26 protein-coding genes are annotated in these 25,327 nt (G+C 66.1%); 13 read left to right on the top strand and 13 right to left on the bottom strand.

The features are described from left to right. Positions 1-28: 28 nt before the first annotated feature. Positions 29-1,249, top strand: coding sequence for an alginate lyase family protein (locus tag Ga0609869_RS03090; RefSeq protein ID WP_369022832.1), 1,221 nt, complete (start codon positions 29-31; stop codon positions 1,247-1,249). A 192-nt stretch (positions 1,250-1,441) separates the two neighbouring features. Here the strand turns inward: Ga0609869_RS03090 and Ga0609869_RS03085 are convergent, their stop codons facing one another. Next, entirely contained in the window at positions 1,442-2,065 is a 624-nt protein-coding gene (locus Ga0609869_RS03085) for a nitrogen fixation protein NifQ (protein ID WP_125407895.1), read from the bottom strand. 316 nt (positions 2,066-2,381) lie between these two features. Here Ga0609869_RS03085 and Ga0609869_RS03080 point away from each other — a divergent pair, with 316 nt between their 5' ends. Next, positions 2,382-3,689: a lipoprotein-releasing ABC transporter permease subunit gene (locus Ga0609869_RS03080; protein ID WP_438826859.1), complete on the top strand. Its 1,308-nt coding sequence runs from the start codon at positions 2,382-2,384 to the stop codon at positions 3,687-3,689. After that, positions 3,682-4,359, top strand: coding sequence for an ABC transporter ATP-binding protein (locus Ga0609869_RS03075; protein WP_125407897.1), 678 nt, complete (start codon positions 3,682-3,684; stop codon positions 4,357-4,359). The genes Ga0609869_RS03080 and Ga0609869_RS03075 overlap by 8 nt, the downstream gene beginning before the upstream one ends. On the opposite strand, the gene Ga0609869_RS03070 is transcribed toward Ga0609869_RS03075, so the two are convergent. Next, positions 4,356-5,300 (bottom strand): phosphotransferase, encoded by a 945-nt coding sequence (locus Ga0609869_RS03070; protein ID WP_125407899.1) that lies wholly within the window; start codon positions 5,298-5,300, stop codon positions 4,356-4,358. The two genes, Ga0609869_RS03075 and Ga0609869_RS03070, sit on opposite strands and share 4 nt — an antisense overlap. Before the next feature lie 116 nt (positions 5,301-5,416). On the opposite strand from Ga0609869_RS03070, the gene Ga0609869_RS03065 reads away from it, so the two are divergent. Next, positions 5,417-5,809, top strand: a complete 393-nt coding sequence (locus Ga0609869_RS03065; protein ID WP_170168861.1) for a c-type cytochrome — start codon at positions 5,417-5,419, stop codon at positions 5,807-5,809. Between the two features lie 27 nt (positions 5,810-5,836). Here Ga0609869_RS03065 and Ga0609869_RS03060 read toward each other — a convergent pair whose 3' ends face one another. After that, positions 5,837-6,547, bottom strand: a complete 711-nt coding sequence (locus Ga0609869_RS03060; RefSeq protein WP_125407903.1) for a DUF1194 domain-containing protein — start codon at positions 6,545-6,547, stop codon at positions 5,837-5,839. Between the two features lie 72 nt (positions 6,548-6,619). On the opposite strand from Ga0609869_RS03060, the gene Ga0609869_RS03055 reads away from it, so the two are divergent. Further along, positions 6,620-7,009 carry a c-type cytochrome gene (locus Ga0609869_RS03055; RefSeq protein ID WP_125407905.1) on the top strand — a complete coding sequence of 130 codons (390 nt, stop codon included), beginning with the start codon at positions 6,620-6,622 and terminating at the stop codon, positions 7,007-7,009. A gap of 454 nt (positions 7,010-7,463) precedes the next feature. Here Ga0609869_RS03055 and Ga0609869_RS03050 read toward each other — a convergent pair whose 3' ends face one another. Together Ga0609869_RS03050 and parE are read right to left on the bottom strand one after the other, a co-directional pair. Continuing rightward, positions 7,464-8,273, bottom strand: a complete 810-nt coding sequence (locus Ga0609869_RS03050; RefSeq protein WP_125407907.1) for a hypothetical protein — start codon at positions 8,271-8,273, stop codon at positions 7,464-7,466. A 3-nt stretch (positions 8,274-8,276) separates the two neighbouring features. Beyond that, entirely contained in the window at positions 8,277-10,241 is a 1,965-nt protein-coding gene (parE, locus tag Ga0609869_RS03045) for a DNA topoisomerase IV subunit B (RefSeq protein WP_125407909.1), read from the bottom strand. A 269-nt stretch (positions 10,242-10,510) separates the two neighbouring features. On the opposite strand from parE, the gene ppk2 reads away from it, so the two are divergent. Both ppk2 and Ga0609869_RS03035 read left to right on the top strand, forming a co-directional pair. After that, on the top strand, positions 10,511-11,458 hold the full coding sequence (gene ppk2 / locus Ga0609869_RS03040) for a polyphosphate kinase 2 (protein WP_125407911.1): 948 nt from the start codon (positions 10,511-10,513) through the stop codon (positions 11,456-11,458). Positions 11,459-11,613: 155 nt separating this feature from the next. Continuing rightward, entirely contained in the window at positions 11,614-12,210 is a 597-nt protein-coding gene (locus Ga0609869_RS03035) for an SAM-dependent methyltransferase (protein WP_125407913.1), read from the top strand. On the opposite strand, the gene Ga0609869_RS03030 is transcribed toward Ga0609869_RS03035, so the two are convergent. Next, positions 12,207-12,974 carry a redoxin domain-containing protein gene (locus Ga0609869_RS03030; protein ID WP_125407915.1) on the bottom strand — a complete coding sequence of 256 codons (768 nt, stop codon included), beginning with the start codon at positions 12,972-12,974 and terminating at the stop codon, positions 12,207-12,209. The two genes, Ga0609869_RS03035 and Ga0609869_RS03030, sit on opposite strands and share 4 nt — an antisense overlap. Before the next feature lie 234 nt (positions 12,975-13,208). Here Ga0609869_RS03030 and Ga0609869_RS03025 point away from each other — a divergent pair, with 234 nt between their 5' ends. Both Ga0609869_RS03025 and Ga0609869_RS03020 read left to right on the top strand, forming a co-directional pair. Next, complete coding sequence (locus Ga0609869_RS03025) at positions 13,209-14,573, top strand: MATE family efflux transporter (RefSeq protein WP_125407917.1); 1,365 nt, start codon at positions 13,209-13,211, stop codon at positions 14,571-14,573. A gap of 22 nt (positions 14,574-14,595) precedes the next feature. Continuing rightward, positions 14,596-15,573: a magnesium transporter gene (locus tag Ga0609869_RS03020; RefSeq protein ID WP_125407919.1), complete on the top strand. Its 978-nt coding sequence runs from the start codon at positions 14,596-14,598 to the stop codon at positions 15,571-15,573. 13 nt (positions 15,574-15,586) lie between these two features. On the opposite strand, the gene Ga0609869_RS03015 is transcribed toward Ga0609869_RS03020, so the two are convergent. Together Ga0609869_RS03015 and Ga0609869_RS03010 are read right to left on the bottom strand one after the other, a co-directional pair. Further along, positions 15,587-15,997 (bottom strand): hypothetical protein, encoded by a 411-nt coding sequence (locus Ga0609869_RS03015; RefSeq protein WP_125407921.1) that lies wholly within the window; start codon positions 15,995-15,997, stop codon positions 15,587-15,589. 11 nt (positions 15,998-16,008) lie between these two features. Beyond that, a complete protein-coding gene (locus Ga0609869_RS03010; protein WP_125407923.1) occupies positions 16,009-17,211 on the bottom strand; it encodes a pyridoxal phosphate-dependent aminotransferase in 1,203 nt (400 codons plus the stop codon). 85 nt (positions 17,212-17,296) lie between these two features. On the opposite strand from Ga0609869_RS03010, the gene Ga0609869_RS03005 reads away from it, so the two are divergent. The 4 genes from Ga0609869_RS03005 (at position 17,297) to Ga0609869_RS02990 (ending at position 20,610) form a co-directional block, all read left to right on the top strand. Continuing rightward, positions 17,297-17,701, top strand: a complete 405-nt coding sequence (locus Ga0609869_RS03005) for a helix-turn-helix domain-containing protein (RefSeq protein WP_125407925.1) — start codon at positions 17,297-17,299, stop codon at positions 17,699-17,701. Further along, positions 17,701-17,988, top strand: coding sequence for an FAD assembly factor SdhE (locus tag Ga0609869_RS03000; protein WP_125407927.1), 288 nt, complete (start codon positions 17,701-17,703; stop codon positions 17,986-17,988). Before Ga0609869_RS03005 ends, Ga0609869_RS03000 begins: the two co-directional genes overlap by 1 nt. A 60-nt stretch (positions 17,989-18,048) precedes the next feature. Next, on the top strand, positions 18,049-18,546 hold the full coding sequence (locus Ga0609869_RS02995) for a MarR family winged helix-turn-helix transcriptional regulator (protein WP_125408241.1): 498 nt from the start codon (positions 18,049-18,051) through the stop codon (positions 18,544-18,546). Between the two features lie 180 nt (positions 18,547-18,726). Then, the gene (locus Ga0609869_RS02990) at positions 18,727-20,610 is read left to right on the top strand and encodes a hypothetical protein (protein WP_125407929.1); all 1,884 of its coding nucleotides are present in this window, start codon (positions 18,727-18,729) and stop codon (positions 20,608-20,610) included. 153 nt (positions 20,611-20,763) lie between these two features. Here the strand turns inward: Ga0609869_RS02990 and Ga0609869_RS02985 are convergent, their stop codons facing one another. The 5 genes from Ga0609869_RS02985 to Ga0609869_RS02965 are packed head-to-tail and all read right to left on the bottom strand — an operon-like array spanning position 20,764 to position 25,130. Next, a complete protein-coding gene (locus Ga0609869_RS02985) occupies positions 20,764-21,465 on the bottom strand; it encodes a DUF1194 domain-containing protein (protein WP_245972378.1) in 702 nt (233 codons plus the stop codon). A gap of 14 nt (positions 21,466-21,479) precedes the next feature. Further along, positions 21,480-22,166: a DUF1194 domain-containing protein gene (locus tag Ga0609869_RS02980; protein WP_245972381.1), complete on the bottom strand. Its 687-nt coding sequence runs from the start codon at positions 22,164-22,166 to the stop codon at positions 21,480-21,482. A gap of 14 nt (positions 22,167-22,180) precedes the next feature. After that, complete coding sequence (locus Ga0609869_RS02975) at positions 22,181-22,609, bottom strand: VOC family protein (RefSeq protein ID WP_125407935.1); 429 nt, start codon at positions 22,607-22,609, stop codon at positions 22,181-22,183. Between the two features lie 59 nt (positions 22,610-22,668). Continuing rightward, the gene (locus Ga0609869_RS02970; protein ID WP_125407937.1) at positions 22,669-24,036 is read right to left on the bottom strand and encodes a porin family protein; all 1,368 of its coding nucleotides are present in this window, start codon (positions 24,034-24,036) and stop codon (positions 22,669-22,671) included. A gap of 5 nt (positions 24,037-24,041) precedes the next feature. Then, complete coding sequence (locus Ga0609869_RS02965; RefSeq protein ID WP_125407939.1) at positions 24,042-25,130, bottom strand: hypothetical protein; 1,089 nt, start codon at positions 25,128-25,130, stop codon at positions 24,042-24,044. Positions 25,131-25,327: the final 197 nt, after the last annotated feature.

Below are 25,327 nucleotides of genomic sequence, written 5' to 3'. Positions count from 1 at the left end.
CTTTTCGGCGACGTCGTTGCCCAAAGGGGTGGCGCCGACCGCCAGCGAGCGAAACGCCTGTTTCGCAAAGGGGGAAAAGGCGCTGATCGCCCGGACGATCGACCGCGACCGGATTGCGGTAACGGGCTGTGACACGGGCGTGGTCGCGCCTCGGAAAACGCTTTCGACCTACCCTGTCTACCTCAGTGGCAGCGGGCAGCGCGGCGACGTGTTCGACTGCCGAAAGGTCCGCCTGAACGAGCTTTCCAGCGGGTATCTCGACAGGTATCTGGAAGAGGTCGTCGCGGCCACCGATGCCGCTGGCGGCGATCCCGATGCGCGCGCGGCGCTTTGTGCTGCGAACATGCTCTACACCTGGGCCAAGCACGATGGCATGGAGGTGATCGGCGAGAATGGCTCGCGCAACCAGGCGCGGTCCGAGCGCAGTTGGACCTTGGGCTCCCTGTCGGCCGCCTACCTGAAAAGCCGCGGCACCCGCGCGCGCGCCGCCCGCATGCCGGTTGGCGCCACCAGCGACAAGAACGAGGTCATCCTCGACTGGTTCTCGACGCTCTCTTACGGGACGCTCGACTATATCGGCGACCGGCGCCGGCAGGGGCTCGACCACACCAACATCCAGTACTGGAACGGCTATGCCATGCTTCCGACCGCGATCCTGACCGGGGACGGAACGCTGTTTCGGGCCAGCGAGGCGATCTTCGAAAGCGCAATCGATCAGATCACCGAAGACCCGCGCCCAGAGCGGGACGGGTTCCTGCCGAGAGAGTTGATGCGCGGAAGCAAGGCGCAGGGCTATCACGTCTTCGCGCTCAAGCCCATTCTCGGCATGGCGATCCTGTCCACGGCGCATGATTGCGATTTCGTCGATACGGGCTGGGAAGCCGGGCAGATCGAGAGCCTCGCCCGAACGGTGTTCGAGGGGTATTTCTTCGAGGACAAGTTCGCCAGGGCGATCCCGCGATTCACAGACAACCCGCCGGTCAAGCAGAACGTGTGGAACCCTGCGGGTCTGGGCTATCTGGTCGCTCAACTCGATCCGCAGATGTATCTCGACCTGGAAAGGCACCTGCAAGAAATCCTGTCGCTCAGCGGTCCCGATGCAGCCGATCGCAAGGCGCGTTGGCTATTCAAGGACGGCGAGCATGGGGCCGACGAGGTCGACCTCAAGCTTGGGGGCAAGCGGCGCCAGATCGTGGAGGGCGTCAGCCAGTTGCGGGGCGAGTGCCCGTTCCCGCGTGAGGTGCGGTGATCCCGGGTGGACCGTGTCCACAGCGTTTGCGATTTGGGTCACCACCGAAGCTTTCGCCGCGCCTGAAAGGCACGATACCCAGGTCAACGTGGTACCTCGCGCCGGTGGCGTCCCTCGATTTCAGACCGGCCACGGACATCGCAAACCGCAGCTTTCAGATATGGCTTTGACCGGGCAACGCCCGCGTCGCCTTTACGACGCGGCGCGGGGACGGCGCTCGGTGCGGGCAAGGCGGGCCTCGCCCGTCTCCTCGCCGAAGCACATCTCGACATCGGTGCAGGCCGCGCAACTGGGCGCGGTGCACAGCACGAACCCCTCGGCCTCGCAGAGCTTGCGGTAGAAGAACCGCTTCCACTTCATGCCTTCGGTATTCTGCCGGGCGAGCGGCGCGAAATGCCGGTCGAGCAGGGACGAAAGCTCGTCGCGGTTGCGCAGCCCGAGGTCCTGCCACAGATGGTCGGGCTCCATCGCGCGCCGCGCGACCATCGCGGCGAAAAGCGGGGCGAGACGGCTGTCGGGGCTGGCGTTCAGGCTGAGAAGCTCGCGCAGCGCGGTTTGCTCGTCTGCGTATTCGTCGGCTGCGGGGCCCAAGGGCTGCGCTGCGAGATCGGCCCGCCGCGCCGGAAAAATCGCAGCGGCCAGCGCGTCGAGACCAGCGCGGCCCAGTCCGCAACGCGCGCCGGCCGATCCTCCGTCCGCCCATGCCTCGGCCATCGCCAGCGCCAGAATAGATGCGGCCGCGTGGCGGTCGGCGGGCGCGGTGCCCGCAGGGGCAGGGCCGCTTAGCAGCCAGTCATAGGTCTCTTCGGCGGTCATGGTCCGTTGTCGTCCTGCGGGTTACATCGGCACCGCGGGCAGTGGCGCCGCCCGTCTGCGTCGCGCCCGAAGTGTCAGCCCGACCAGCCGGCCTGGTCAATCCGGGTAACGGCGGCGTCGGTCCCCGGCCTGCGATTGCCCGGTTTTCGGGCAGGCACGGCGCGACATGCCTGCCGCTGCGGCGGCCGGGCACGCAGCCGGGGGCCGGGCGGGGTGCCGCCGTCCACGCCGTCTGCACATCCCCGGCATTGACGTGCCGCCCGGCCCGGGAACCGCTTGACGCCGCCCGCCGGCGCCCCCAAGGTCCGCCGCGCCCATGACTGACAGGACACGCCCCTTGGCCAACCGCACCGTTCCTTTCGCCGGTTTCGAATGGATGATCGCCTGGCGCTACCTGCGCGCGCGCCGCGCCGAGGGGGGCGTGAGCGTGATGACCTGGATCAGCCTGATCGGTATCACGCTGGCGGTCTTCGCGCTGATCGCCACGCTTTCGGTGCGGGCGGGGTTCCGCGCCGAGTTCGTCGATACGATCCTAGGGGCCAATGCCCATGTCACGGCCTATTCCTCGGTCTACGTGACCGATGCCGGCGTCACGACGCGGGCGATTGCCGATTACGCCGAGATGGCCGACCGCATCCGCACCGTGCCCGGCGTCACGCGGGTGGCGCCGCTGGTGCGCGGACAGGTGATGGCCTCGGCGAACGGGCGCAACGCAGGGGTCGAGATCTACGGCATCGCCAAGGACGATCTTTTGACCATCCCGCGCGTGGCCGACCCCGAAGAGGCGCGCGGCGACATCGACGGGTTCGGCCCCGGCCTCGCCATCGGCTCGGGCGTGGCGCGCGAATTGGGGGTGCGCGTGGGCGACAAGGTCAGGCTTATCTCGCCCGACGGTGTGAAAACCGCCTTCGGCACCTCCGTGCGGGTGAACGCCTACGAGGTGGCCTATATCTTCACCGCCGGACGCTACGACATCGACCGCACCCGCATCTACATGCCGTTTTCAGAGGCGCAGAGCTTTTTCGACCGCGAGGGCGCGGCGGACGAACTGGAAGTGATGGTAAGAGACCCCGAACGGGTGGACGCCCTCAAGCCCGCGCTGTTCGACGCCGGGGGCGAGCTGACGCTCTTGTGGACCTGGCGCGACGCCTCGGGGTCGTTCCTGCGCGCGCTCGACATCGAGGACAACGTGATGTTCGTCATCCTGTCGATCCTTGTGCTGATCGCCACGATGAACATCGTTTCCGGGCTGATCATGCTGGTCAAGAACAAGGGCCGCGACATCGGCATCCTGCGCACGATGGGGCTGAGCGAGGGCTCGGTGATGCGCGTCTTTTTCATCTGCGGCGCCTCTGTGGGCACGCTGGGCACGGTGCTGGGCGTGGCTCTGGGCTGTCTCTTCGCGGTCTATATCGACCCGATCTTTTCGTTCGTGAACTACGTCTCGGGCGGGGGCGTGTGGGACCCCTCGATCAGGGGCATCTACGCGCTGCCGGCCAAGCTGCAAACGGTCGACGTGGCCGCCGCGGTCGCGCTGTCTCTGGGGCTGAGCTTTGTCATCACGCTTTTCCCCGCGCGGCGCGCGGCGCGGATGAACCCGGTCGAGGCGCTGCGCTATGAGTGAGCCGGTGCTGGTGCTCGACGCGATCGAGAAGACCTACAACCGCGGCAAGCCGGGCGCGGTGGAGGTGCTGAAAGGTGCCGCACTCAGCCTTGCGCCGGGCGAGGTCGTGGCGCTGGTCGCGCCCTCGGGCGCGGGCAAGTCCACGCTCTTGCACATCGCGGGGCTGCTCGACACACCCGATGCGGGCACGGTGCGCATCGCCGGGCACGAGATGACGCGCCAGTCCGACCGGCGGCGCACCGCCGCGCGGCGCGCCGAGATTGGTTTCGTCTACCAGTTTCACCACCTGCTGCCCGAGTTCTCCGCCGTTGAAAACGTCGCGCTGCCGCAACTGGCCGCCGGCACGCCGAAAGTCGATGCACTGGCCCGGGCGCAGGATTTGCTTGCCCATGTGGGCATTGGCGACCGCGCCGATCACCGCCCCGCCGCGCTGTCCGGCGGCGAGCAGCAGCGCGTGGCCTTTTGCCGGGCGCTGGCCAACCGGCCGCGCCTGTTGCTCGCGGACGAGCCGACGGGCAATCTCGACCCCGCGACTGCCGGGACGGTATTCGACATGCTGATGGCGCTGGTGCGCGACACCGGGCTTTCGGCGCTGATCGCCACCCACAACCCCGAACTGGCCGCGCGGATGGACCGCGTGGTGCATCTCGACGGCGGGCGGTTGGTCTAGCGGGCGGCGAGGTAGCGCCCGGCCGCGGCCTGGATCTGGGGGCGTGACTCGGGATGGGCGCGTTCGTTCACCAGCCGGTCGATCAACTCGACGCCGATGAAAAAGGGCAATAGCGCCTCGGGCGTCATCGCCGCGGCCAACTCTGGCGTGCCCAGCAGCGCGGCGCGATCGGCCGTGGCCAGCCCGTCCTGCCAGGGGCCGTCCGGCGCGGGCGCTGTCATTTCTGCGCAGACCAGAAAACGCGCCACGTCCTTGGCCAGCGACAACCGGTGGCTGTTCTGGATGTCGAGCCCGTACAGCACCGCACCGTCGACATGCAGGTTGAGGGCGCAGAAATCGCCATGGCTGCGCGCCTTGACGACCGGACGGTGGTCGAGCGCGGGGGCCAGCGCCCGGAGCCGCGCCTCCAGCTGGCTGGCGGTGCGCCGCACGGCGCTGCCTGTCGAAAGCTGGTCGATCAGGCGCTGGCTGCGCGTCAGCCAGAAACCGGGGCGGAGCGGCGACGCGCCCCGGCGCGGGGCGGCGTAATGGGCCAGCCATCCACCGGCCTGGGCGATCAGCGCGGCCCGGCCCGCCGCGGGGGCCCCGGCCAGCGCCTTGTCCAGCCGCGTGCCAGGAACGACCGCCATGATCGCCACCCCCTCGCCGGGGTAAAAGGCCAGAGGCTCGGGCACGCGGAACTGCCCCTCGCGCATGCGCGGATACTGGTAGGTCAACTCGTCCCGCGCGGCGCGGGTGCGCGCCTTGGCCCCCCTGCCGAGGGCAAGTTTCAGCACCGCCGGGCGCCCCTCCAGGTGGCCGCGGAACAGCGCGTTCTGGGACCCGGCCTTGAGCGCCTCTTCGGGTTCGAAACGGGCAATGGCCGGGCGGCGGGCCTGGATCTCGGCCAGCCGTTCGGTGGCGTCCAGGAGTTGGCTGAGACCGGGGGCGCGACGGGGCATGGGCAAAGTGTCCGGCTGCCCCGACGACGGGTCAAGCGCGATCTCGCGCCTTGATCAACGTCAAGGTGGGCCGCGCCGCGCCGGCCTAGCCTTGGGCAATGAAGGGAGGGACGGCCATGAAACGTCTTCTTGCAGCCATTGCGGCCTTTGGCGCGGCACTTCCCGTGGCGGCCGAGCCGGTCTCGGGCGTCACGCTTTTCCGGCAGAATTGCGCCACCTGTCACGGGCTCGATGCGCGCGGCAACGGGCCGATGGCCGGGGTGTTGAGCGTGGCGGTGCCCGATCTCACCGGGCTGGCGGCGGCCGCCGGCGGCGCCTTTCCGATGGCCGAGGTCGTGGCGGTGATCGACGGGCGCCGGGCCTTTCCCGCCCATGGCGGCCCGATGCCGATTTTCGGGTTCACGCTGAGCGGCGAAATGGTGGTGCTGACGCCGCCCGCGGGTGGCGAGATCGCCACCTCGCAAGAAATTGCGGCGCTGGCGCAATGGCTGGAAAGCGTGCAGGAGTGACGCCCGCCGCGGCCCTGTTGCGCGGCCTCAATCCGCCACGGCCACCTTTTCGCCGGGCATCTGGCCGGAAATTTCGAGGATCAGCTTGCGCCGGACCGCGTCGGCAAAGCTTTCCTCGCTGTCGGCGGTCACCACGAAGGCGCCCATGCCGCCGATGATCCGCTCGCTGTAGAGCCGCTCCAGATCGGCGCCCGAGGGCCGGCCGTTGCAGAACCTGCAAAGGATCGGTAGCCCGTTGATGGTGATCCCCGCGGCCAGCACTTCGGCGCGGGCCTCTTCGATGGACGGCCCGTTCCAGTTGTTCGCGCTGTCGCCGGAAAAGTCGATCACCTTGCGCCAGCCCTCGATCTCGTTGCCCTCGATCAGCGCCTTGCCGGTCAGCAGGGCCGAACCGATGGCGTTGCGCCCGAAGGCCATGCGCGGCGGCGGGATCAGCGCCGCGGCAAAGGCCGCCGCGTCGGCCTCGCCCGCGATCACCGTCCAGGGCACCACGACGTCCTCTTCGCCGGCGCTGGCCCATTCGACATAGGTCACCGCGATCTTGCCGTAGGCGGTGTTTGCGATGGCCGCCAGCACCGCGGGGTCGGTGATCGCCTCGGCATAGCCCTCGCGCTGAAACCGGATCTCGTCCATGTCGATCGAGCCCGACGCATCGGCCAAGAGGACCAGCTCCAGTTCCACGTCCTGGGCGCAAAGCGGCGTTGCGGCCAGCAAAAGGGCCGCGAGAAGGCGCATCATCGGCGGGCTCCCATCCTTGTCGCTGCCATGGTAGATAGCGGGAACGGGCATCAGGGCCAGAGGGGGAGTGGAATGCAGCGTGTGACGATTCTGGCGGGGATGTTGGCATTGGCGGGCTGCGCCCCGCCCGAGCCCTCGGGGCGCGAGCTTTACATGCAGCTTTGCGCGGGCTGCCACGGCGCGACGGGCAAGGGCGACGGCCCGGCGGTGGCGACCATGGAATACGAGCCCGCCGACCTGACGACCATCCGCCAGCGCAACGGCGGGCGGTTCCCCTTCGTCGAGGTGATGGCCACCATCGACGGCTACGGCCGCGGCACGCGGGTCTATGGCCCGATGCCGGAATTCTGGCCGCTGCTGGAGGGCAAGATGGTGCTGGCCGAAACCGACCTCGGCGTCTACACGCCCACGCCCGCCCGGCTGGTGGCGCTGGCGGACTACGTGGAGAGCATTCAGGAGTAGGGTGGGGGAGAGCCCACCATTGGGCGTCGCGGGGGGTTGGCACTCACCCTACGGATGCCGGGCCGCCGGCGCCTCGGTCAGACCTAAACTCCTGCAACCAAACGAAAGAGGTCCATCCCGCCCGGGCCACTTGTGGCCAGGGCCGCGCCCTCTTGATCGAACGGGTCAGGCGCCTTAGTTTCAGGGCACGGCAGGGCCGCGGGAGACGAGCCCTCGGGGCGATTGGCGTACATCCCGGTAGTATGTGCGCCACCCTACCGCTTCGCGTAAGCCGACAATAGCCAAGTTTTCTCCGCGCCGTGGCTCTGTTGCACAAATCGTTTGATGGCCGGGCTTCCCCTTTCCCCGGACAGACCTACACCTACGGCCCCTGTGATAGGGATCCCGAGAGCGGTGTAGGAGGGTAGGGTGGGTGGCAACCCACCGTTGGCCGGGTGGTGGGTTGCCACCCACTCTACGCTTGCTTCCAAAGCAAAAATGCCTGCAGGGCAGTGGCTATGGCTATGACCAATGTCAGCAAGGAAACTCTTGAGTTTTGTTTTGTCTGGTCTCTGTGGCGTCGCCTGCTATCCTCATATCTCGAAAGCGTTTCCAAAGCTTTGGCTTCAAGGTGGTACCTACCGTCACGATAGCTCAATTCTCCAGAGGCAACCAGCGAGTCCAGAACAAATTTCAATTCTTCGAGATAAATGTGTCTATCATCAAGCCCCCAGGCCCTTATTGAATAGAGGAGTGAAAAGAAATCAAAGTGCGAAAAACGTCCTCTACTAAGCGATCCTTCCGCACCTTCCTTAAGCAGCTGCCTTCGCCAGTCAACTAGCTTCTCCAATATATCCATTCTTTCAGCGGAAAAGCGGAAGGATCGGTTAAAAACTCGCTGTGCGAGGCGCTCTTTCCAATACTCACGCTTATGCTTTAGGGTGGTTTCACCGAAAATATAAGATGCTAGTGTGTTGTATTTAATCTCGATGGGCCCATAAATTCGACGAATGTCATACTCTGGGTCGACTATGATTTTGAATGGGATTGATACGTTCACCCCTTTTGAAGCATCAGCGGGCCAGCCCAAGCCTGTGAGGCCCTCCTTTCTTGGCTTCTCAAGCAATAAGAAGCGGGAGTAATTCACGCCTTTTTCTTCAAAGCCGAGATAGGTAAAGTTATATTTTACTTCATATCCGGCGCTTAGCGAGTAGCGCTCCGGAATTGGTTTATTTGTTGCAAGCCAAGCAGAAAGTCTAAGTAAAGAAAGGTGAAATGAATTCATCACTCAAACATCCACCTCTTCAACAAACCTCGCATTCTCCTGGATATACTGGAACCGCAATTCCGGCTTCTTGCCCATCAGCCGTTCCACCAGGTCGCCGGTCTCGCCCGGTTCGTCCTCGTCGATGGTCACACGGATGAGTTTCCGCGACGCGGGGTCCATTGTCGTTTCCTTCAAATCCTTAGCGTCCATCTCGCCCAGGCCCTTGAAGCGCGAGACGTCGATCTTGCCCTTGCCGCCCAGCCCCTTGTCCAGCCACATCGCCTTTTCCGCCTCGTCCAGCGCGTAGACCCGTTTCGCCCCTTGGGTCAGGCGGAAGAGCGGCGGGCAGGCCAGGTAGAGGTGCCCCTGGTCGATCAGGGGCCGCATCTGGGTGAAGAAGAAGGTCATCAGGAGCGAGGCGATATGCGCGCCGTCCACGTCGGCGTCGGTCATGATGATGACCTTGTCATAGCGCAGATCGTCGATGTTGAACCGCGTGCCGAGGCCGCAACCCAGCGCCTGGGTCAGGTCGCTGATCTCGGCATTGCTGCCCAGTTTCGACGAGGCCGCCCCCAGCACGTTGAGGATCTTGCCCCTCAGCGGCAGCAAAGCCTGGGTTTTCCGCTCGCGCGCCATCTTGGCCGACCCGCCCGCCGAGTCGCCCTCGACGATGAAAAGCTCGGTGCCCTCGCGCGACGTGGCCGTGCAATCGACCAGCTTGCCCGGCAGGCGCAGCCGCTTGGTGGCCGATTTGCGCTGGGTTTCCTTTTCGGCGCGGCGGCGCAGCCGTTCCTCGGCCCGGAGCACGAGAAAATCGAGGATCGCACCGGCCGATTTGGTGTCTGACGCAAGCCAGTGGTCGAAATGGTCCCTGACCGCGCCCTCGACCATGCGGGCGGCCTCGGTCGTGGCGAGGCGATCCTTGGTCTGGCCGACGAATTCGGGCTCTCGGATGAAGGTCGACACCATGGCGCAACCTCCGGTGATCAGGTCGTCGCGGCTGATCTGCGCGGCCTTGCGGTTGTTCGACAGCTCGCCATAGGCGCGGATGCCCTTGAGGATCGCGGCCCAGAACCCGGCCTCGTGCGTGCCGCCCTCGGGCGTGGGCACGGTGTTGCAGTACGAGTTGATGAAGCCATCGCGCGCGGGCGTCCAGTTGATCGCCCATTCCACGCTGCCCGGCTGGCCGAACTTTTCCTGGAAACGCACCTTGCCGGCGAAGGGACGCTGGGCATAGGTGGCGGCATTGCCCAGGGTCTCGTTCAGGTAATCGGCAAGACCTCCGGGGAAGTGGAACACGGCCTCTTGCGGGGTATCGTCGTCCGCAATCGCCGATTTCCAGCGGATCTCGACGCCGGAAAAGAGATAGGCCTTCGACCGCGCCATTTTCAAAAGGCGCGCGGGCTTGAACCGGAGATGGCCGAAGATCTCGGCATCGGGGTGAAAGGTGACGGTGGTGCCGCGGCGGTTGGGGGCGGCGCCGACGGCCTGAATGGGGCCCTGCGGTATGCCGCGGGAAAATTCCTGCGCGAACAGTTCCCGGTTGCGGGCGACCTCGACGCGCAGATGGTCGGACAGCGCGTTGACCACCGAGACACCCACGCCGTGCAGGCCGCCCGATGTCTCGTAAGCCTTGCCCGAGAACTTGCCGCCCGCGTGCAACGTGCACAGGATCACCTCCAGCGCCGACTTGTCGGGAAATTTCGGGTGCGGGTCGATCGGGATGCCGCGGCCGTTGTCACGCACGGTGACGGAGTGATCCTCGTGCAACTCTACCTCGATGCGGGTGGCGTGCCCCGCGACGGCCTCGTCCATCGCGTTGTCCAGCACCTCGGCGACCAGGTGGTGCAGCGCGCGTTCGTCGGTGCCGCCGATATACATGCCGGGGCGCTTGCGCACGGGTTCCAGCCCCTCGAGCACCTCGATGGACGAGGCGTCATAGGCGTCGGGGCTGGCGGCCCCGGAAAGCAGATCGTCGGCTGGCATGTGCTGCTCGTTTCTTGGTGGTTGGTTTGCACGCATTAGAGCAGATATCGGTGGTCGGGGGCAATGGCCCACAAGGGTTGGGTTCTTGTCGGGGCCGCGCGACATGCGCCCGAGGTGCGTAAAACCGCCGGCCCGGTGGGCGGCCGGGCCGGGCAGCGGGCAGGGCCGGACCGCCGTCGGCCAGCATTTATGACGCTTTCTTGACATTCCTCAAGGCCGGTTCCCCGGAAATCATCTAGAATCCTTCCAATCTGAGCAAGGAGACCCGGATGGCCGAACCCACCCAAAGCGCCGAGTCCGTCACGCCCGCCACTGCCTCGCATGCACGCCCCAACGGCAAGGACACCGGGCCCGTCGCCTCGCCCGCGAATATCGCCCATGCCTTCGAAAGCGGCGAATACCCCTACGACACCAGGATTTCGCGGCGGTCCTACGAAAGCCAGAAGGCCAAGCTGCAGGCGGAGCTTCTCAAGGTGCAGATCTGGGCGCAGGAGACCGAGCAGAAATTCGTGATCCTGTTCGAAGGGCGCGACGCGGCTGGCAAGGGCGGCACGATCAAGCGATTCATGGAGCATCTCAACCCCCGCTCGGCCCGCGTCGTGGCGCTGAACAAGCCCACCTGGGAAGAGAAGGGCCAGTGGTTCTTCCAGCGGTACATCAAGGAATTGCCGACCGTCGGCGAGATGGTTTTCTACGACCGCTCCTGGTACAACCGCGCCGGCGTCGAGCGGGTGATGGGGTTTTGCACGCCCAACGACTATCTCGAATTCATGCGCCAGACGCCCGAGCTGGAGCGGATGCTGGTGAACTCGGGCATTCGGCTTTACAAATATTGGTTTTCGGTCACCCAGGACGAGCAGCGGAACCGTTTCAACGCGCGCGAGACCGACCCGCTGAAGCGCTGGAAGCTGTCGCCGATCGACAAGGCCAGCCTCGACAAGTGGGACGACTACACCGAGGCGAAGGAGGCGATGTTCTTTTACACCGACACCGCCGACGCACCCTGGACGATCATCAAGTCCAACGACAAGAAGCGCGCGCGGCTCAACTGCATGCGCCATTTCCTGCACTCGCTCGACTACCCGGGCAAGAACGAAAAAGTGGTGCGCGAGCCCGACCCGCTGATCGTGGGCCGCGCCGAGCACGTGATCCACAAGGCCGACCATATCCTCGGCACGTCGCTGCACCCCGACCTGCGGCGCGGGCGCGAGGCATAGGCGCTCCGCGCGGGCGCGGTTGTTGCGGGTGCCTGCCTACCTGCGCGTATGGGCCGTTCGGGGCGGTGCCACGCGATGTCCGCAGCTCTGCGGCCGACATGCGCCTTGTGCCCGTGATGCCGCGCGCCTAGCTCTCACGCCAGGAGGGCGCGCAGATGTGGAACGACCGTTTTGCCGGCGAAGACTATGTCTACGGCACCGAGCCGGCCGATTTCCTGAGGCGCGAGGCCGGGCGACTGGCCCCGGGCGCGCGGGTCTTGTCGGTGGCCGAGGGTGAGGGGCGCAACGCCGTGTGGCTGGCCGGGCAGGGGATGGACGTGACCGCGATCGACGCCGCGCCGAACGCGGTGGCAAAGGCGCGAAGGCTGGCCCGGGCGCGGGGGGTCGAGGTGACGTTCCACTTGGCGGACGTGACGGCCTGGGACTGGGAGGCCGGGGTTTTTGACGCCGTGCTAGGTATCTTCATCCAGTTCGCGCCGCCCGAGGTGCAGGCAGAGGTGATCGAGGGGATGAAGCGGTCAACCCGGCCGGGCGGGCTGGTGCTGCTGCATGGGTTCGCCGAGCGTCAGGCAGGCTATGGCAGCGGTGGGCCGCCTAACCCGGCACAGCTTTATACGCCCGATCTGTTGCGCGCCCGCTTTGACGGGTTCGACCTTCTGGTGCTGCGCGACTACGACGCCGAGATCGACGAGGGCCGTGGCCATTCGGGCCGGGCCGGCCTGGTCGATCTTGTGGCGCGCCGCCCCGCCTAGAGGGAGCCGCCGCCGGTTTTCCCCTCGATCACCTCGCGGTGCCTGAAAAGGCCGGTCGAGTCGATCAAGCGCAGATAGTCGTTCACCGCGCGCCAGCTTTGGCCGAAACAGGCATCGGCGTCCCTGTTCGACATGGCCGAGGGGACCAGGTAGTCGTTGCCCGGCTTCCAGTCGGAGGGCGTCGCAACATCGAGCACGTCGTGGTGCTGCAACGCGTCGAGGCTGCGGAGAAGTTCCGCCGTGTTGCGCCCGATCCGCGACGGGTATTCAAAGATCATGCGGATGCGCAGCCCGGGGTCGATGATGAATGTCTTGCGGATCGCCGTCAGGGTGCTTTCCTTCGGGTGCTGCATCCCGCAGAGATTGGTCAGGATGCCCGTCAGGTCCTCGATCAGCGGAAAGGCGATCGGCGTGTCGTAAAGGATCTCGACCTCGGCGCACCAAGCACTCTGGTCTTCGGTGCTGTCGCGTGTCAGCCCGATCAGCTTGGTGTTGCGCGCGGTGAATTCGGGCTCTGCCCGCGCCAGGCTTGCCAGTTCGGTAGTGCAGACCGGGGTGAAGGCCCCAGGCTGGCTGAACAGGACGGTCCAGCTGCCTTCGGCCCAGTCGTAGAAGCGGATCGGACCTTGCGTCGTGGTCGCGTCGAAATCGGGGAAGATGTCGCCGATATGCGGGATCCATCTGACGTTTTGCCTGTACGCCCTTGGGAGGCGAACGAATTCGCCATGCCGGCCAAGCCCGGGAAGAAAACGCCGCTGCTCCATCGTTGATATGCCTCTACCTTTTTGTTTTTCCCACTTGAAAAACGGTGACCTCGGCACATGCAGCGATCTTGGGGCAGTCTCCCATTAAGGTAAAGAACAATTTACAACACAACTATGACGACATTGCGGCCATGCGCTGGCCGCGTGGCTGGATGTTGGCCCGGCGCACATCGCCGGGCCCGGCGCGGCGACTGCGGTCTTGCCGCGTGACGGGCGGGGGTCTAAGCCCGCGCCATGACCGCCCCAGCCGCCCCCGCCGCCCCCTTGGGCTTTGCCACCCATCTGCGGGCCACGCTGGGGCTGGGCCTTCCGCTGATCGGCAGCCACCTGGCGCAATTCGCAATCAGCCTGACCGACGCGGCGATGCTGGGCTGGTACGACGTCGCGGCGCTGGCCGCCGAGGTGCTGGGCGGCTCGCTTTTTTTCGTGCTGTTCATCATGGGCTCGGGCTTTGCCTGGGCGGTGATGCCGATGGTGGCCACGGCCGCCGCCGCGGGCGAGGAAACCCAGGTGCGACGCGTCACCCGCATGGGGCTGTGGATCTCGGCGGGCTTCGCCTGCCTGTCGCTGCCGGTCTTCTTCATGGCGGAGCGGCTGTTTCTGGGCATCGGGCAGGCGCCAGAGGTCGCGCGCCTTGCCCAGCATTACCTGACGATCAATGGCCTGGCGATGCTGCCCGCCCTGATGGTCATGGTGCTAAAGAGCTATCTCGCCGCGCTCGAACGCACGCGTGTCGTGCTGTGGGTCACGCTGATCGCCGTCGCGCTCAACGCCTTGGGCAATTACCTGTTGATCTTCGGCGCCTGGGGCTTTCCCGAACTGGGCATTCGGGGCGCGGCGCTGTCGTCGATCCTGGTGCACCTGGCCTCGATGGCCGCGCTTGTCGTCTATGCCGCGCGGGCAACCCCGGAACACGCGCTCTTTCAAAGGCTCTGGCGCCCCGACTGGGAGGCGTTTTGGCGGGTCTTTCGCCTGGGCTGGCCGATCGGGCTGACCAACCTCGCCGAGGTGGGCCTGTTCGCCGCCTCCTCGGTGATGATGGGCTGGTTGGGCACGCTGCCGCTGGCCGCTCACGGGATCGCGCTGCAGATTGCCTCGGCCGTTTTCATGGTGCATCTGGGCCTGTCGAACGCCGCCACCATACGCGCCGGGCGGGCGATGGGCCGGCGCGACGCCGACGCGCTGCGCCAGGGTGCGTTGGCCGCGCTGGTGCTGTCGGGCGCGGCTGTGGCGGCCAGCGTCGTGCTGTTCCTGGCGCTGCCCGAGATGCTGATCGGCCTGTTCGTCGACCCCGCCTCGCCGGACCGCGATGCCCTGATCGCCATCGGCGTGCCGCTGCTGGCCGCGGCGGCGCTGTTCCAACTGGTCGACGCGGCACAGGTCATGGCGCTGGGGCTGCTCAGGGGCGTGCAGGATACGCGGGTGCCGATGGTGATGGCCGGGGTCAGCTATTGGGGCGTCGGGTTGCCAGTGGCCTACGGGCTGGGCTTTTCCCTGGGCTGGGGCGGCATCGGCATCTGGCTGGGGCTGGCCAGCGGGCTGGCGGTGGCTGCCGTTTTGATGATGGCGCGGTTCTGGCGCCGCGGCGTCACGATCTGACCGGCAAAGGAGAGCGAGAGCCATGACCGAACAGAGGCTGAACGACCGGGGCGAGACGGCGGCCACCCATATGGTCGCCTCGATCCCCGTCGCGCGCTACGACACGCCCGCCGCCGAGGTGATCGAGGCGTTGCGCGGGCAGGTCTTTGCCTGCGCCGACACCGTTTTCGTCACCGATGCCGAGCGCCGGCTGGAAGGCATCGTGCGGATCAACGACCTGTTCGCCAACGGTGCGGGCCGGATCGGCGAGATCATGGAGCCCGAGCACGAGGCGGTGCGCCCCGAGGCCGATCAGGAGGAAATCGCCACGCTGGCAATCCGGCTGAGCATGATCGCCGTGCCGGTGGTCGATGCCGATGGAAGGCTTGTCGGCGCGGTGCCGCCCGAGGCGCTGTTCCGTATCCTGCGCGACGAACATATGGAGGACTTGCAGCGCCTTGCCGGCATCGCGGCCCACGACCGGGGCCCCGGCGCGGCGCTCGACGCGCCGCTGCGCGACCGGTTTTCCCGGCGGCTGCCTTGGCTTGTCTTCGGACTCGCCGCGTCGTCGCTGGTAACGCTGGTGATGGTTGGCTTCGAAGACGCGCTGGCCGCCAACGTCACGGTGGCCTTCTTCGTGCCGGCGCTGGTCTATATCGCGGGCGCGATCGGCACGCAGGCGGTGTCGGTTTCGGTGCGGGCGCTGTCGATGCAGGATGTCTCGATCCTGCGGCTTTTGAAGGACGAGTTGGCGATCGGGCTGGCCATCGGCACCGCGTTGGGCGTGCTTTCGGCGCTGGGCGTGCTTGCGGTTTTCGGCGACGCGATGCTTGCGCTGGCCGTGGGGCTGGCGGTGCTCGCGGGCGGGGCGATCTCGGCCGTGGTAGGGTTCGCGCTGCCCTGGGTTTTCCACCGGATGGGCTCGGACCCGGCGATGGGCAGCGGGCCGGTCTGCACCGTGATCCAGGACGCGGCAAGCCTGGCGATCTATTTCGGCGTGGTCAGTGCATTGATCCTTTAGCGGGCCGAACGCCTCAGCCCTTGTCGTCCTTCATCAGGCGGTCGGCCTTCTTGCGCACCAGGACGCTGCGCAGATCGTGCATCGCCAACAGCAGCGCGTCGGTGACGGTTTCGAGGTCGTCGTCGCTGGCACGGCTTTGCGCCCATTGGCTGGTCAGGTTGAGGTGATCCACCGTGCGCAGGATGTCGTCGACCTCGCGCGCGGCCAACACCGCGCGGCGGTCCGCGATCCACTCCGCGATGACCTGGCGCTCATCCTCGGACAGGACGTGGCTGCCATGCGGCTTGATTTCGCCGTTCTTCACGTTGGCGACGGCGATCTGGTCCATCTCGATGCGGCGCTGGCGGTTTTCCGTGTCGAGGCGGAAGACCAGTGCGCCGTTCTCGCGGACGCGGAAATAGTATTCGGGCAGATCGCTGGCCATGGCCCGCGCCCTCAGCTCAGGCTCGCGCAGAAATCCTGGATGCGGGTGCAGGCCTGTTTCAGGTTGTCGTCCGAGGTGGCGTAGCTGACGCGGAAATTGGGCGACAGGCCAAAGGCCGCGCCGAACACGACAGCGACACCCTTTTCTTCCAGAAGGGCCGTGGCGAACGCCTCGTCGCTGTCGATCTTGACGCCACCGGGCGAGGTCTTGCCGATGCACCCCGCGATCGAGGGGTAGACGTAGAACGCCCCCTCGGGGACCGGGCACTCGATGCCCTCGGCCGCATTCAGCATCTCCACCACGATGTCGCGGCGGCGCTGGAAGGTGGCGTTGTTCTCGGGGATGAAATCCTGCGTGCCCGTAAGCGCCTCCAGCGCGGCCCATTGCGCGATGGAACAGGGGTTCGAGGTCGATTGCGACTGGATCTTGCCCATCGCCTTGATCAGCTCCGCCGGCCCCGCGGCATAGCCGATGCGCCAGCCGGTCATCGCGTAGGCCTTGGACACGCCGTTGCAGGTCAGCGTCCGGTCATAGAGGCCGGGCTCGACCTCGGCCGGCGTGCAGAACTGGAAATCGCCATAGGTCAGCTTTTCATACATGTCGTCGGACATGACGTGCACATGCGGATGCCGCATCAGCACGTCGGTGAGCGCCTTGAGCTGCTCGCGCGTATAGCCCGCGCCGGTCGGGTTCGAGGGCGAGTTGAAGATGAACCACTTGGTCTTGGGCGTGATCGCGGCCTCCAGCGCCTCGGGCGTCAGGCGGAACCCGGTTTCCATCCCGGCCTCGACGATCACCGGCTCGCCACCGGCCAGCAGCACCATGTCCGGGTAGCTGACCCAGTAGGGCGCGGGGATGATGACCTCGTCGCCGGGGTTCAGCGTCGCCATCAGCGCGTTGTAGAGGATCTGCTTGCCGCCCGTGCCCACGCTGACCTGCGCGGGCGTGTAGTCCAGCCCGTTGTCGGCCTTGAACTTCTCGCAGATGGCTTTCTTGAGTTCTGGCAACCCGTCCACGGCGGTGTATTTCGTCTCGCCCCGGTCGATGGCGGCCTTGGCGGCGGCCTTTACGTTATCGGGGGTGTCGAAATCGGGCTCGCCGGCGCCAAGGCCGATCACGTCCTTGCCCGCGGCCTTGAGTTCGCGCGCCTTGGTGGTCACCGCGATGGTCGGTGAGGGCTTTACGCGCGCGAGTGTCGCAGACAGAAAGGACATGGTCGCCTCCGGTTTGAAAGTGATCGCCCCATCTTCTAGGGTGCACGCGATAGCCGTTCAAGCGGCTTTGCCCGAAAGGTTCGACATGAGCACCGACAGCTCCGACGCGGCACAGTGGTATTCCGAAGATGCCGCCACCTTTGGCGACCGGGTGGCCGGTGCGCGCGAGGCACTGGGCATGACCCAGACCGAACTGGCCAAGCGCCTGGGGGTGAAGCTGAAGACCGTGCGCGGCTGGGAGGAAGACCTGTCCGAGCCCCGCGCCAACAAGCTGCAGACGCTGGCGGGCGTGCTGAACGTTTCGATCATGTGGCTGCTCAACGGACATGGCGACGGGCTGGAGGCGCCGCCCGAAGAGATCGTGCTGTCGGCCGATGTGCGCGCGTCGCTGACCGAGATCCGCCAGGTCAAGACCGAGATGGGGCTCTTGACCGAGCGCCTGGGCGTGCTGGAAAAGCGCCTGCGCCACGTGCTGAAGGAGCATGGCTGATGGACGAGACCACGCAGACCCGCCTGAAGCGTCTGCGCATGCGGGCCTGGCATCGCGGCACCAAGGAGATGGACATCATCCTCGGTCATTTCGCCGACGACCGGCTGGACGCGCTCTCGCCGGACGATGTGGAATTGTTCGACGCATTGCTGGCTGAAAACGATCACGACCTCTACCAGTGGGTCACGCGCCAGATGACGCCGCCCGCGCGCTACGCGGCGATGATCGACACCGTGGCCACCCATGCGCATGCACGGCTGGTCGCCGGGCCGAATCCCGCGATTTAACGGAAAATTCGCGACTCACCGCCTATCACCGCTGCAAGGCACATGCTTGCGGAGGACGCGATGAGCGTGGAACGTCCCATCCCCGACGGCCGGACCACCGGCTTTCTGATCGGCTATCTCGAGATGCTGGCCCTGGTGGAACGGCTGCACCGGTTGATGCTCGACGTCATCAAGGACGAGTTCGAGCGGATCGGCCTGCCCGAGCTCAACCCGGTGCAGGCGCTGCTGCTCTACAATATCGGCGACAACGAGGTGACGGCGGGCGAGCTGAAAACGCGGGGCTACTACCAGGGCTCGAACGTGTCCTACAACCTCAAGAAGCTCGTCGAATACGGCTACATGCACCATCAGCGCTGCGCCATCGACCGCCGCGCGGTGCGGGTGCGCCTGACGCCCCGCGGCCGGGCGGTGCGCGATACTCTCGCCGCGCTCTTTGCGCGCCACGCAGAGGGCCTCCAGTCCGGCGGGCTGCTGGAGCGCCTGGCGATGGAAGAAATCACCGGCGGCCTGCGCCGGGTGGAACGCTACTGGGGCGACCAGATCCGGTATATCTACTGACCGGCGGGCGCCCCGCCCCGAGCGGTGCAGAGCCTCGCACCGATGCCATCGCTCATACGGATGAACGTCCTGCCCGAACCGGCGTGCGGGCATCGTGCGCGGGCGGATGGGACGACATTGCGGCGTGCCGGACCAGATGGCATCATGAAATCTGCCTAGAGAGACCAGCGAAATCCCGCCATGCTCCGCCGCGACCTTTTGAAAGCCGCCACGGCCGCCATGCTTGCCGGTCCAGCATCCGCCCAAGTGCAGGACCGGCAGATCGCGGGGCCGGTCGCCGCCGTCTACCATGGCTTTGCCGAATTGAAAGCCGGCGTCGAGAAAGGGGAACTCGCCGCGCTTGCCGATGGTACCGCGGTGCGGGCGGGGATGTGCCTTTACCTTACGGACGCAGCGCGCACCGGCGCGGCGGCGATCGTCCCCGAGCTTCCGGGGCTGGTGCCGTGGCCAGGTGGCGAGATGGTCGAGCATTGGGGCGCCGTCGGTGACGCAGCAGCCGACGACAGCGCGCCGATCATCCGGGCGCTGGCCTGGTTCGCCGAGGCGGGCCGGCCCGTGGAATGGGGTGGCGGCACCTACCGGTGCGAAAAGAACCTCGACGGGTTCGCAAGGCTGGTCCATGCGGGCCGCGGGGTGATCCACCGCGGCGAAGACAGCTATACGATAAGCGATGTCCACGGTGCGAGAAACGTTATCCACTGTGCGCCGCCCGAGAGCGCGGGTGAGAATGACGGGCTGACGCGCGCGACGCCCACCGATTACGTCACCGCGTTCAATTTCGTCGAGGCCCACGCGGGTATCCGGCCAGCGCAAAGGTGGCGGGTCCAGTACATTTCGGGAGTCTACGCCTTCAAGGGCGCGCGCCGATTGGAAAATTTCCCGACGACCTTGTATCCGATCGAATTCATGGGACAGGCGGACGAATTCGGTACCCCGACCGTGATTTTCGATGGTGGGCCTCACGGCGTGCCGGCCTTCAAACGGTTGCGGGGCGGTGCGCCGGTCAACCTGCATTTCGAAAACCTGAAATGCGTGAATTTCGACCAGTCCCAGGGCGCATTTCAGATCTGGTACGATATCAACGTCACCGCGGTAAACCTGCATGCCGCGGATTGCAGGGGCATGGTCTACGCCTGGCGCAACGGGGTCGTGGAACAGCACAAGGGGGTTTTCGACAACTGCGAGGGTTGTATCAACTTTCAGGACGTCTACGGCGCTGCCGGCGATCTCAACGGCACGCCGGGCACGGATGAGATCGTGTTCAACGACTGCACGGGAATTGGCTGTGTGCACTATACCCGTGGTACCAAAGCGTACCTGCGCGGCTGCGAGTTCAACAATGTCGATGTCGGCATCTTGATATCGCGTCATGCGCGATGCCGCACACAGGGCAATCGTTTCAATTCATGGAAAGCCGCCGCGATCAAGGCCGAGATGTTCGCGATCTGGAACTACGACCGCTCCGACCTGGATCGGATGACCGGAGCGACGAACAAGAAGGCCACAGTGCTTTGCGAGCCATTTTGCGTCATCGACCGCGTGCACAAGGATACGTCGCGGCCCAACGGGCACATGTATTACTATGACACCCCGATAACGTGGAGCGGCACGTCGCGCACAGCGCTTTCCGAAAATCAATATGGCTCGGAAAACCTGACACCATTCAGAATGCCGGCATGGTGGCTCTATCACACCAAGGCGAAAGGCGAGGGCCGTGTCGAGATCACCGTGCCGAAGGGCGATACGTGCCTGATGGAGATCACCGGCGCCGGGAGCGGGGCGAAGAACGTGCTTTGCGATGTCACGCTGCCCGAGGGACATTGGTTGTGCGAGTTCGAGTTCACCGGAGAGCGGCCCGACAAGCCGACCAACCGCTTCTTCGTCCGGGCGTTTCGAAGCAACTCGTCGGATGTCGTGACCAATGCGGGCAGCATGGCCGCGATGAACAACCGGGCAAACGCCGACGCCTCCAATTCGGATATCGAGTTCAGGCTTTACGGCACGTTGCGTGTCGGCACCTCGGAGGCGTCGATCATTCGGATGGAGACCGATGTCATTCTGTGATCGCCTTGGGTCTTTGGATGCTTTGCATATCGGCCGTTCGGCCCGTTGCGTGATGCATTTCGGGACGCGTGTCCGGGAATATCGGGGCGGACGATAGCGGTGTTCCAATCCGCCCCCGGTTACACGCATCCTATGGTCTGCGCGCCGCGCGGGTTATCGTGCCAGGCCCAGCACCGGCACCTCGAGTTCTCGCAACAGCTTGCGCACCATCGCGGCCTCGAAATCGGCAAAGCCCATCGCCGTTTCCACAAAGGCGTCCGCCCCGCGGATCACCTCGGCGCGGAAATAGGCGGTGAGTTCGCCCAGCCCGACCTCGGCATGGTCGATGCGGTTGGCCGCATCCGTGCCGATCACCAGCGCGTTGACCGTGATCCCGGCGAGGGCGGGCGCAGCGCGTACGTCGCGGGGGCGGGGGCCCTCGTTCGACTTGCCGTCGCCGGTGACATCCAGCGTACGCTTCCAGCAGGCCGCCTGATCGCCCAGCATTCGCCCCCCGGCAATCAGCGCCGCGCCCAGCCCGGTGGTGTGCGTGGTCGCCCGGCGCCGGCTGTCGCGCAGGTGGCCGGCGGCGGCGGCCAGCGCCGCCGCGCTTTCGATCTCGGCCCAGGGCAGCAGGAGCCGCTGGTCGGTCTGGCCGGCCCATTCGAACACGGCCAGCCGCACCGGGGCGTTCGGCATCGCCAGCAGCGCCGCTGCGACCTCGGGGTGTTCCAGCGCCGCGGCCAGCCCATCGACCTGAAGCCGGTATTCCAGCGCGTCGACCGAGCCCGATACGTCGAGCCCAATGGCCAGCGCCTGCCGGCAGGCGGCTTCGGCGCCGGGGGCCAGCGCCGCCGCGACAAGCGCGGCGTTCATCAGGCGGCGCGCCTTCATCCGCCCGCGGCCGGGCGGGGCAGGGCGCCGATCACCCGGGCCTGCACCTCGCGGAACAGCTTGCGCCGCATCGCGCGGGCGAAATCGTCGAAATCCTTCGCTTCCTCGACAAAAGCACCGGGGCCGCGGATCACCTCGTCGCGGTAATAGGCAAACACCACGGCGTCGTTCTCTGTTGCTCCGCCGATGGCCAGCCCGTTCACGGTGATGCCGTCCAGCGGAAAGCTGGAATAGGCGCGGGCCGGGCCGAACCCGTCGTTGTTGATGCCGTCGCCGGAGATGTCGAGCGTGCGGAACAGGCACTCCGGCGCGCCGCGGAATACTCGGGCGGCGTAGCCGATGCCATAGCCCATGGCGGTGGGAAACTCGGCATAGCTGCGCTTGGAGCCGGCGATCTGCGCCGCCGCCCCGGCGATGGCCGCCGGGCTGTCGAGCATGCGCCAGTCGAGCAGCATGTCCTGCTGGTAGCGCCCGCTCCATTCGTAGACGGCCAGCGCGACGGGGGCCTCGGGCTGGGCCAGCAAGGCCTCGCGCACCTCGGGCGCGGTCAGCGCGGCGGCCAGGCCCGCGCGCTGCAGGCGGTCTTCTTCGGCATCGACCGACGAGGAGATGTCCAGCGCCAGCACCAGCGCCAGACGGCAGGCTGCCCCGGCCGGGGCGGCGGCCCCGACCGAGGCCGCCAAAGCCGCCAGAAACCTTACCAATGGCCCGTGTTTTCCATGCTCGCCCAGGGCTCGGCCTTGGGCAGCGGGTCGCCCATCTGCAAAAGCTCGACCGAGATGTTGTCCGGGCTGCGCACGAAAGCCATGCGGCCGTCGCGGGGCGGGCGGTTGATGGTCACGCCATTGTCCATAAGGTGCTGGCACATGTCGTAGATATTCTCGACCGCGTAGGCGAGGTGCCCGAAATGCCGGCTGTCCGAGGGCAGCCCCTCGTCGCCGTCCCAGTTATAGGTCAGCTCGACCGGGCATTCTGCCTGTCCCGGTGGCGCCATGAAGATCAGGGTGAAGCGCCCGCCTTCGTTTTCGCTGCGGCGCGTCTCTTCCAGCCCCAGCAACTCATAAAAAGCGATGGATTTTTCCAGATCCTTCACGCGGACCATGGTGTGCAGATAGCGAATTTGCATGTTTCCCTCCGTTTTGCGCCAGACATAGCACATGCACCCGTTGGTGCGAGGGGAGGATGTCAGAACGTCGAGCGGAATCCCACGGTCAGGCCGATCTCTTCGGATTCGTAAAGCGAGATGTTCGATCTGTTCGAGACCGCGTTCAGCCCGATCTCGGGGGCAAAGCCGTATTGCGCAAACTCGGGCAAGACAACGCTGACCGCGAGGCGGAACCGGTCGTCCTCTCGCGGGGCGCCGCCATAAAGCGGCTTGTCGTAGTCGCGCCGCTCATAGGCCAGCGACGCGCTGAAATAGGCCCCCGCGACGGGTTTGGCGCGGTCGTAGCTCAGCGTCAGGATCTGCGCGTCATGGGCCACGGCGGCGGCCTCCGACACAGTGTCGCGCAGGCCAAAGCCGAGGGTCACGCGGTCGCCGCCGTCCAGCCGCCGGCCGAATTCGGCAAGGCCCGTCACGACTGTGGAGTCAAAGATTGAATTGTCGTCGCGCCACTGGCCTTCGCTGGAAAGCGTCAGCTTGACTCCCATCCGCGGGGTCAGCGCAAAGGATTGCCCCAACTCCGCACGGACGATGTCGGCCAGCGGGTCGCCACCGTAAAACACCTTGCCGACGCCGAAATCGAAGCTCGTCACCCCGCGCCTACCTTCGCCTGGCCAGCGCACGCCGAAATTCAATTCTCCGCTCTGGTAGGCAAGGTCGCCCGCGTCGAGATCGGGCGCCTTCTCTTTGGCATCGGAGGACAGCCGGTAGGCGCGCCCATAGAGGTTGGCGCCCACATGCATCAGCGCGCCGTCGCCGGCGCGAAAGCGATAGCGGGTGGCCGCGCCATAGGAGAATTCCAGGCCCGACAGCGCCTGCGCCGATCCGCTGAGAAGGAAGGGCACGCCGCCGATAATGATCGTATCGGATTCCGCGCCATCGTTGATGTTGGACGACGGCGTTACCGCGAAATGCAGTTGGCTGGACCAAGGGTTGCGGCTGCGCACATAGCGGTAGTCGCGGGCGGCCATGGCCTCGCGCCGGTCGTCTGGCGCGGTCTGTGCGGCGCGGCGCAGCCAGATCTGGGCCCAGGTCCGCTGACCCGCCGACGACATCGCCTGCGCCGTGACCATGGCGGCGGCATAGCGGTCGGCATCGGTTTCGGCCACGCGCCAGGCGGCGCGGCCGGCGTCGATTGCGGTGTCGTAAAGCCCCAGGTTGCGCGCCGCGCGTGCCTTGACTGTCAACGCGTAACCGTCATCGGGGTCGCGCGCGAGGAGCGCCTCTGCCAGCCGTAATGCGATCTCGTCCTCGCCGCGGGCCACCGCCGCGGCGGCCGTGGCGCGCATTTCTTCGGGCGACAGGCGGGCCGGTTCGGCAAGACCGGCGCCCGCCGTGAGGGCGAGCGCCAGGCTGAGTGCGACCTGCCGCAGGACGGAGGGCAGGCGCATGGCGTTTACGGCCGGTAGAGGATGAAGCCGCCGGTTTCGCGCACGGTCACGCCCTCGGCGCGCGGGTCTTCGGCGGTGACGGCGATGATGCCCACCACCTCTTCGGCGTTGTCGCCGGAGAGCACCGCGTAGTAGTTGCCGTCTTCGTAGACTTCAGCCGAGCCGCTGTTGGTCTGCACGAAGCTGCGCACGCTGCCGGTCAGCTCGCCATTGGTGTCCAGCGCGTCGGGCGAGATCACGAAGCGGATGACCGGCAGGCCGGTGTAATCTAGGCCGTACTTGTCCTCCAGCGCGGTCACCACGTCGATGGTGATGTCGTTGCCTTCGTCGTCGAACACCCGACGATTGTAGACCTCGCCGCGCACGGCGTCGCCGGCGTCGAAATCTTCGAAATCGATCGCCATCGTCATGTCGCCGGTGGCGTATTCCAGGCCGCCCAGGTTGTTGAAGTCGCGCAGCGCCGCGTAGGCCCCGGTATACTGGGCCTGGCCGGTATCGGGCAGCGTCACGCCGCCGTTGCGCTGGTAGACATAGCCGCCAAAGCCGTATTCGATGTAAGAGCCGGTGCGCACGATGGCGAATTGCGTGGTCGGGTTGCCGTCCGCGTCGGTATTGGTGCTGACGCCGTAAAGCGCCTTGTGCGCGAACTGCGCGATCGGGGCGCCCGTGACCGGGTCGTCGAAGCTTTCGGAGTTTTCGTATACGGCGTAGGGGCCGAGGCTGCCCACGAGGTTGTCGCGCGTATAGACGTTGTCGCCGTCGAACCCGAGGTTGTCGACGAAAAACTCGTCGTTCTCCGCGTCATAGCTGATGGCGCGGGCATAGCCGCTGCCGGCGGTCTCGCCGTCGCCGAGCGGCTCGTAGCGGAACAGGCTGTTATCGGCGGCGGGGCTTTCGGTGCCCGGCGGCAGGCCGCGGTCGCCGCTGATCGGCTCGCCGTCTTCGGTGGTGCCGCCCGTATCCGTCGTGGTGTCGGTGTCGGTGCAGTTGTCGGTGCCGAGTGTCCCGCAGTTGATCGGGTTGCTGCCGTCGCCGCTGCCGCCACAAGCGACGAGCGGAACCAGCAATGCCAGCGCGAGGTATTTCTGTGCCATGAACCTGCTCGTGTGTTTCTGGTTTTGATTGGACTATGACGAAGCGCCGATCGAAAAGTCAACTTTTCCAAATCACGGCTTTTCAGGGGCATGGCGGGGCGTTGCGGATAGGCCGCACCCGTTTTTTGGAGCCCGCCACATCATGTCGCTGTTTTGCAGGGGCCAATCCCTAGATATAGTGTCGCGCGACTCACATG

It is taken from the genome of Rhodovulum iodosum (assembly GCF_041020385.1).
Classification (GTDB): Bacteria; Pseudomonadota; Alphaproteobacteria; order Rhodobacterales; family Rhodobacteraceae; genus Rhodovulum; species Rhodovulum iodosum.
The sequence above is the reverse complement of the archived record's forward strand: the minus strand, read 5'-3'. Positions and strand labels throughout refer to the sequence as shown.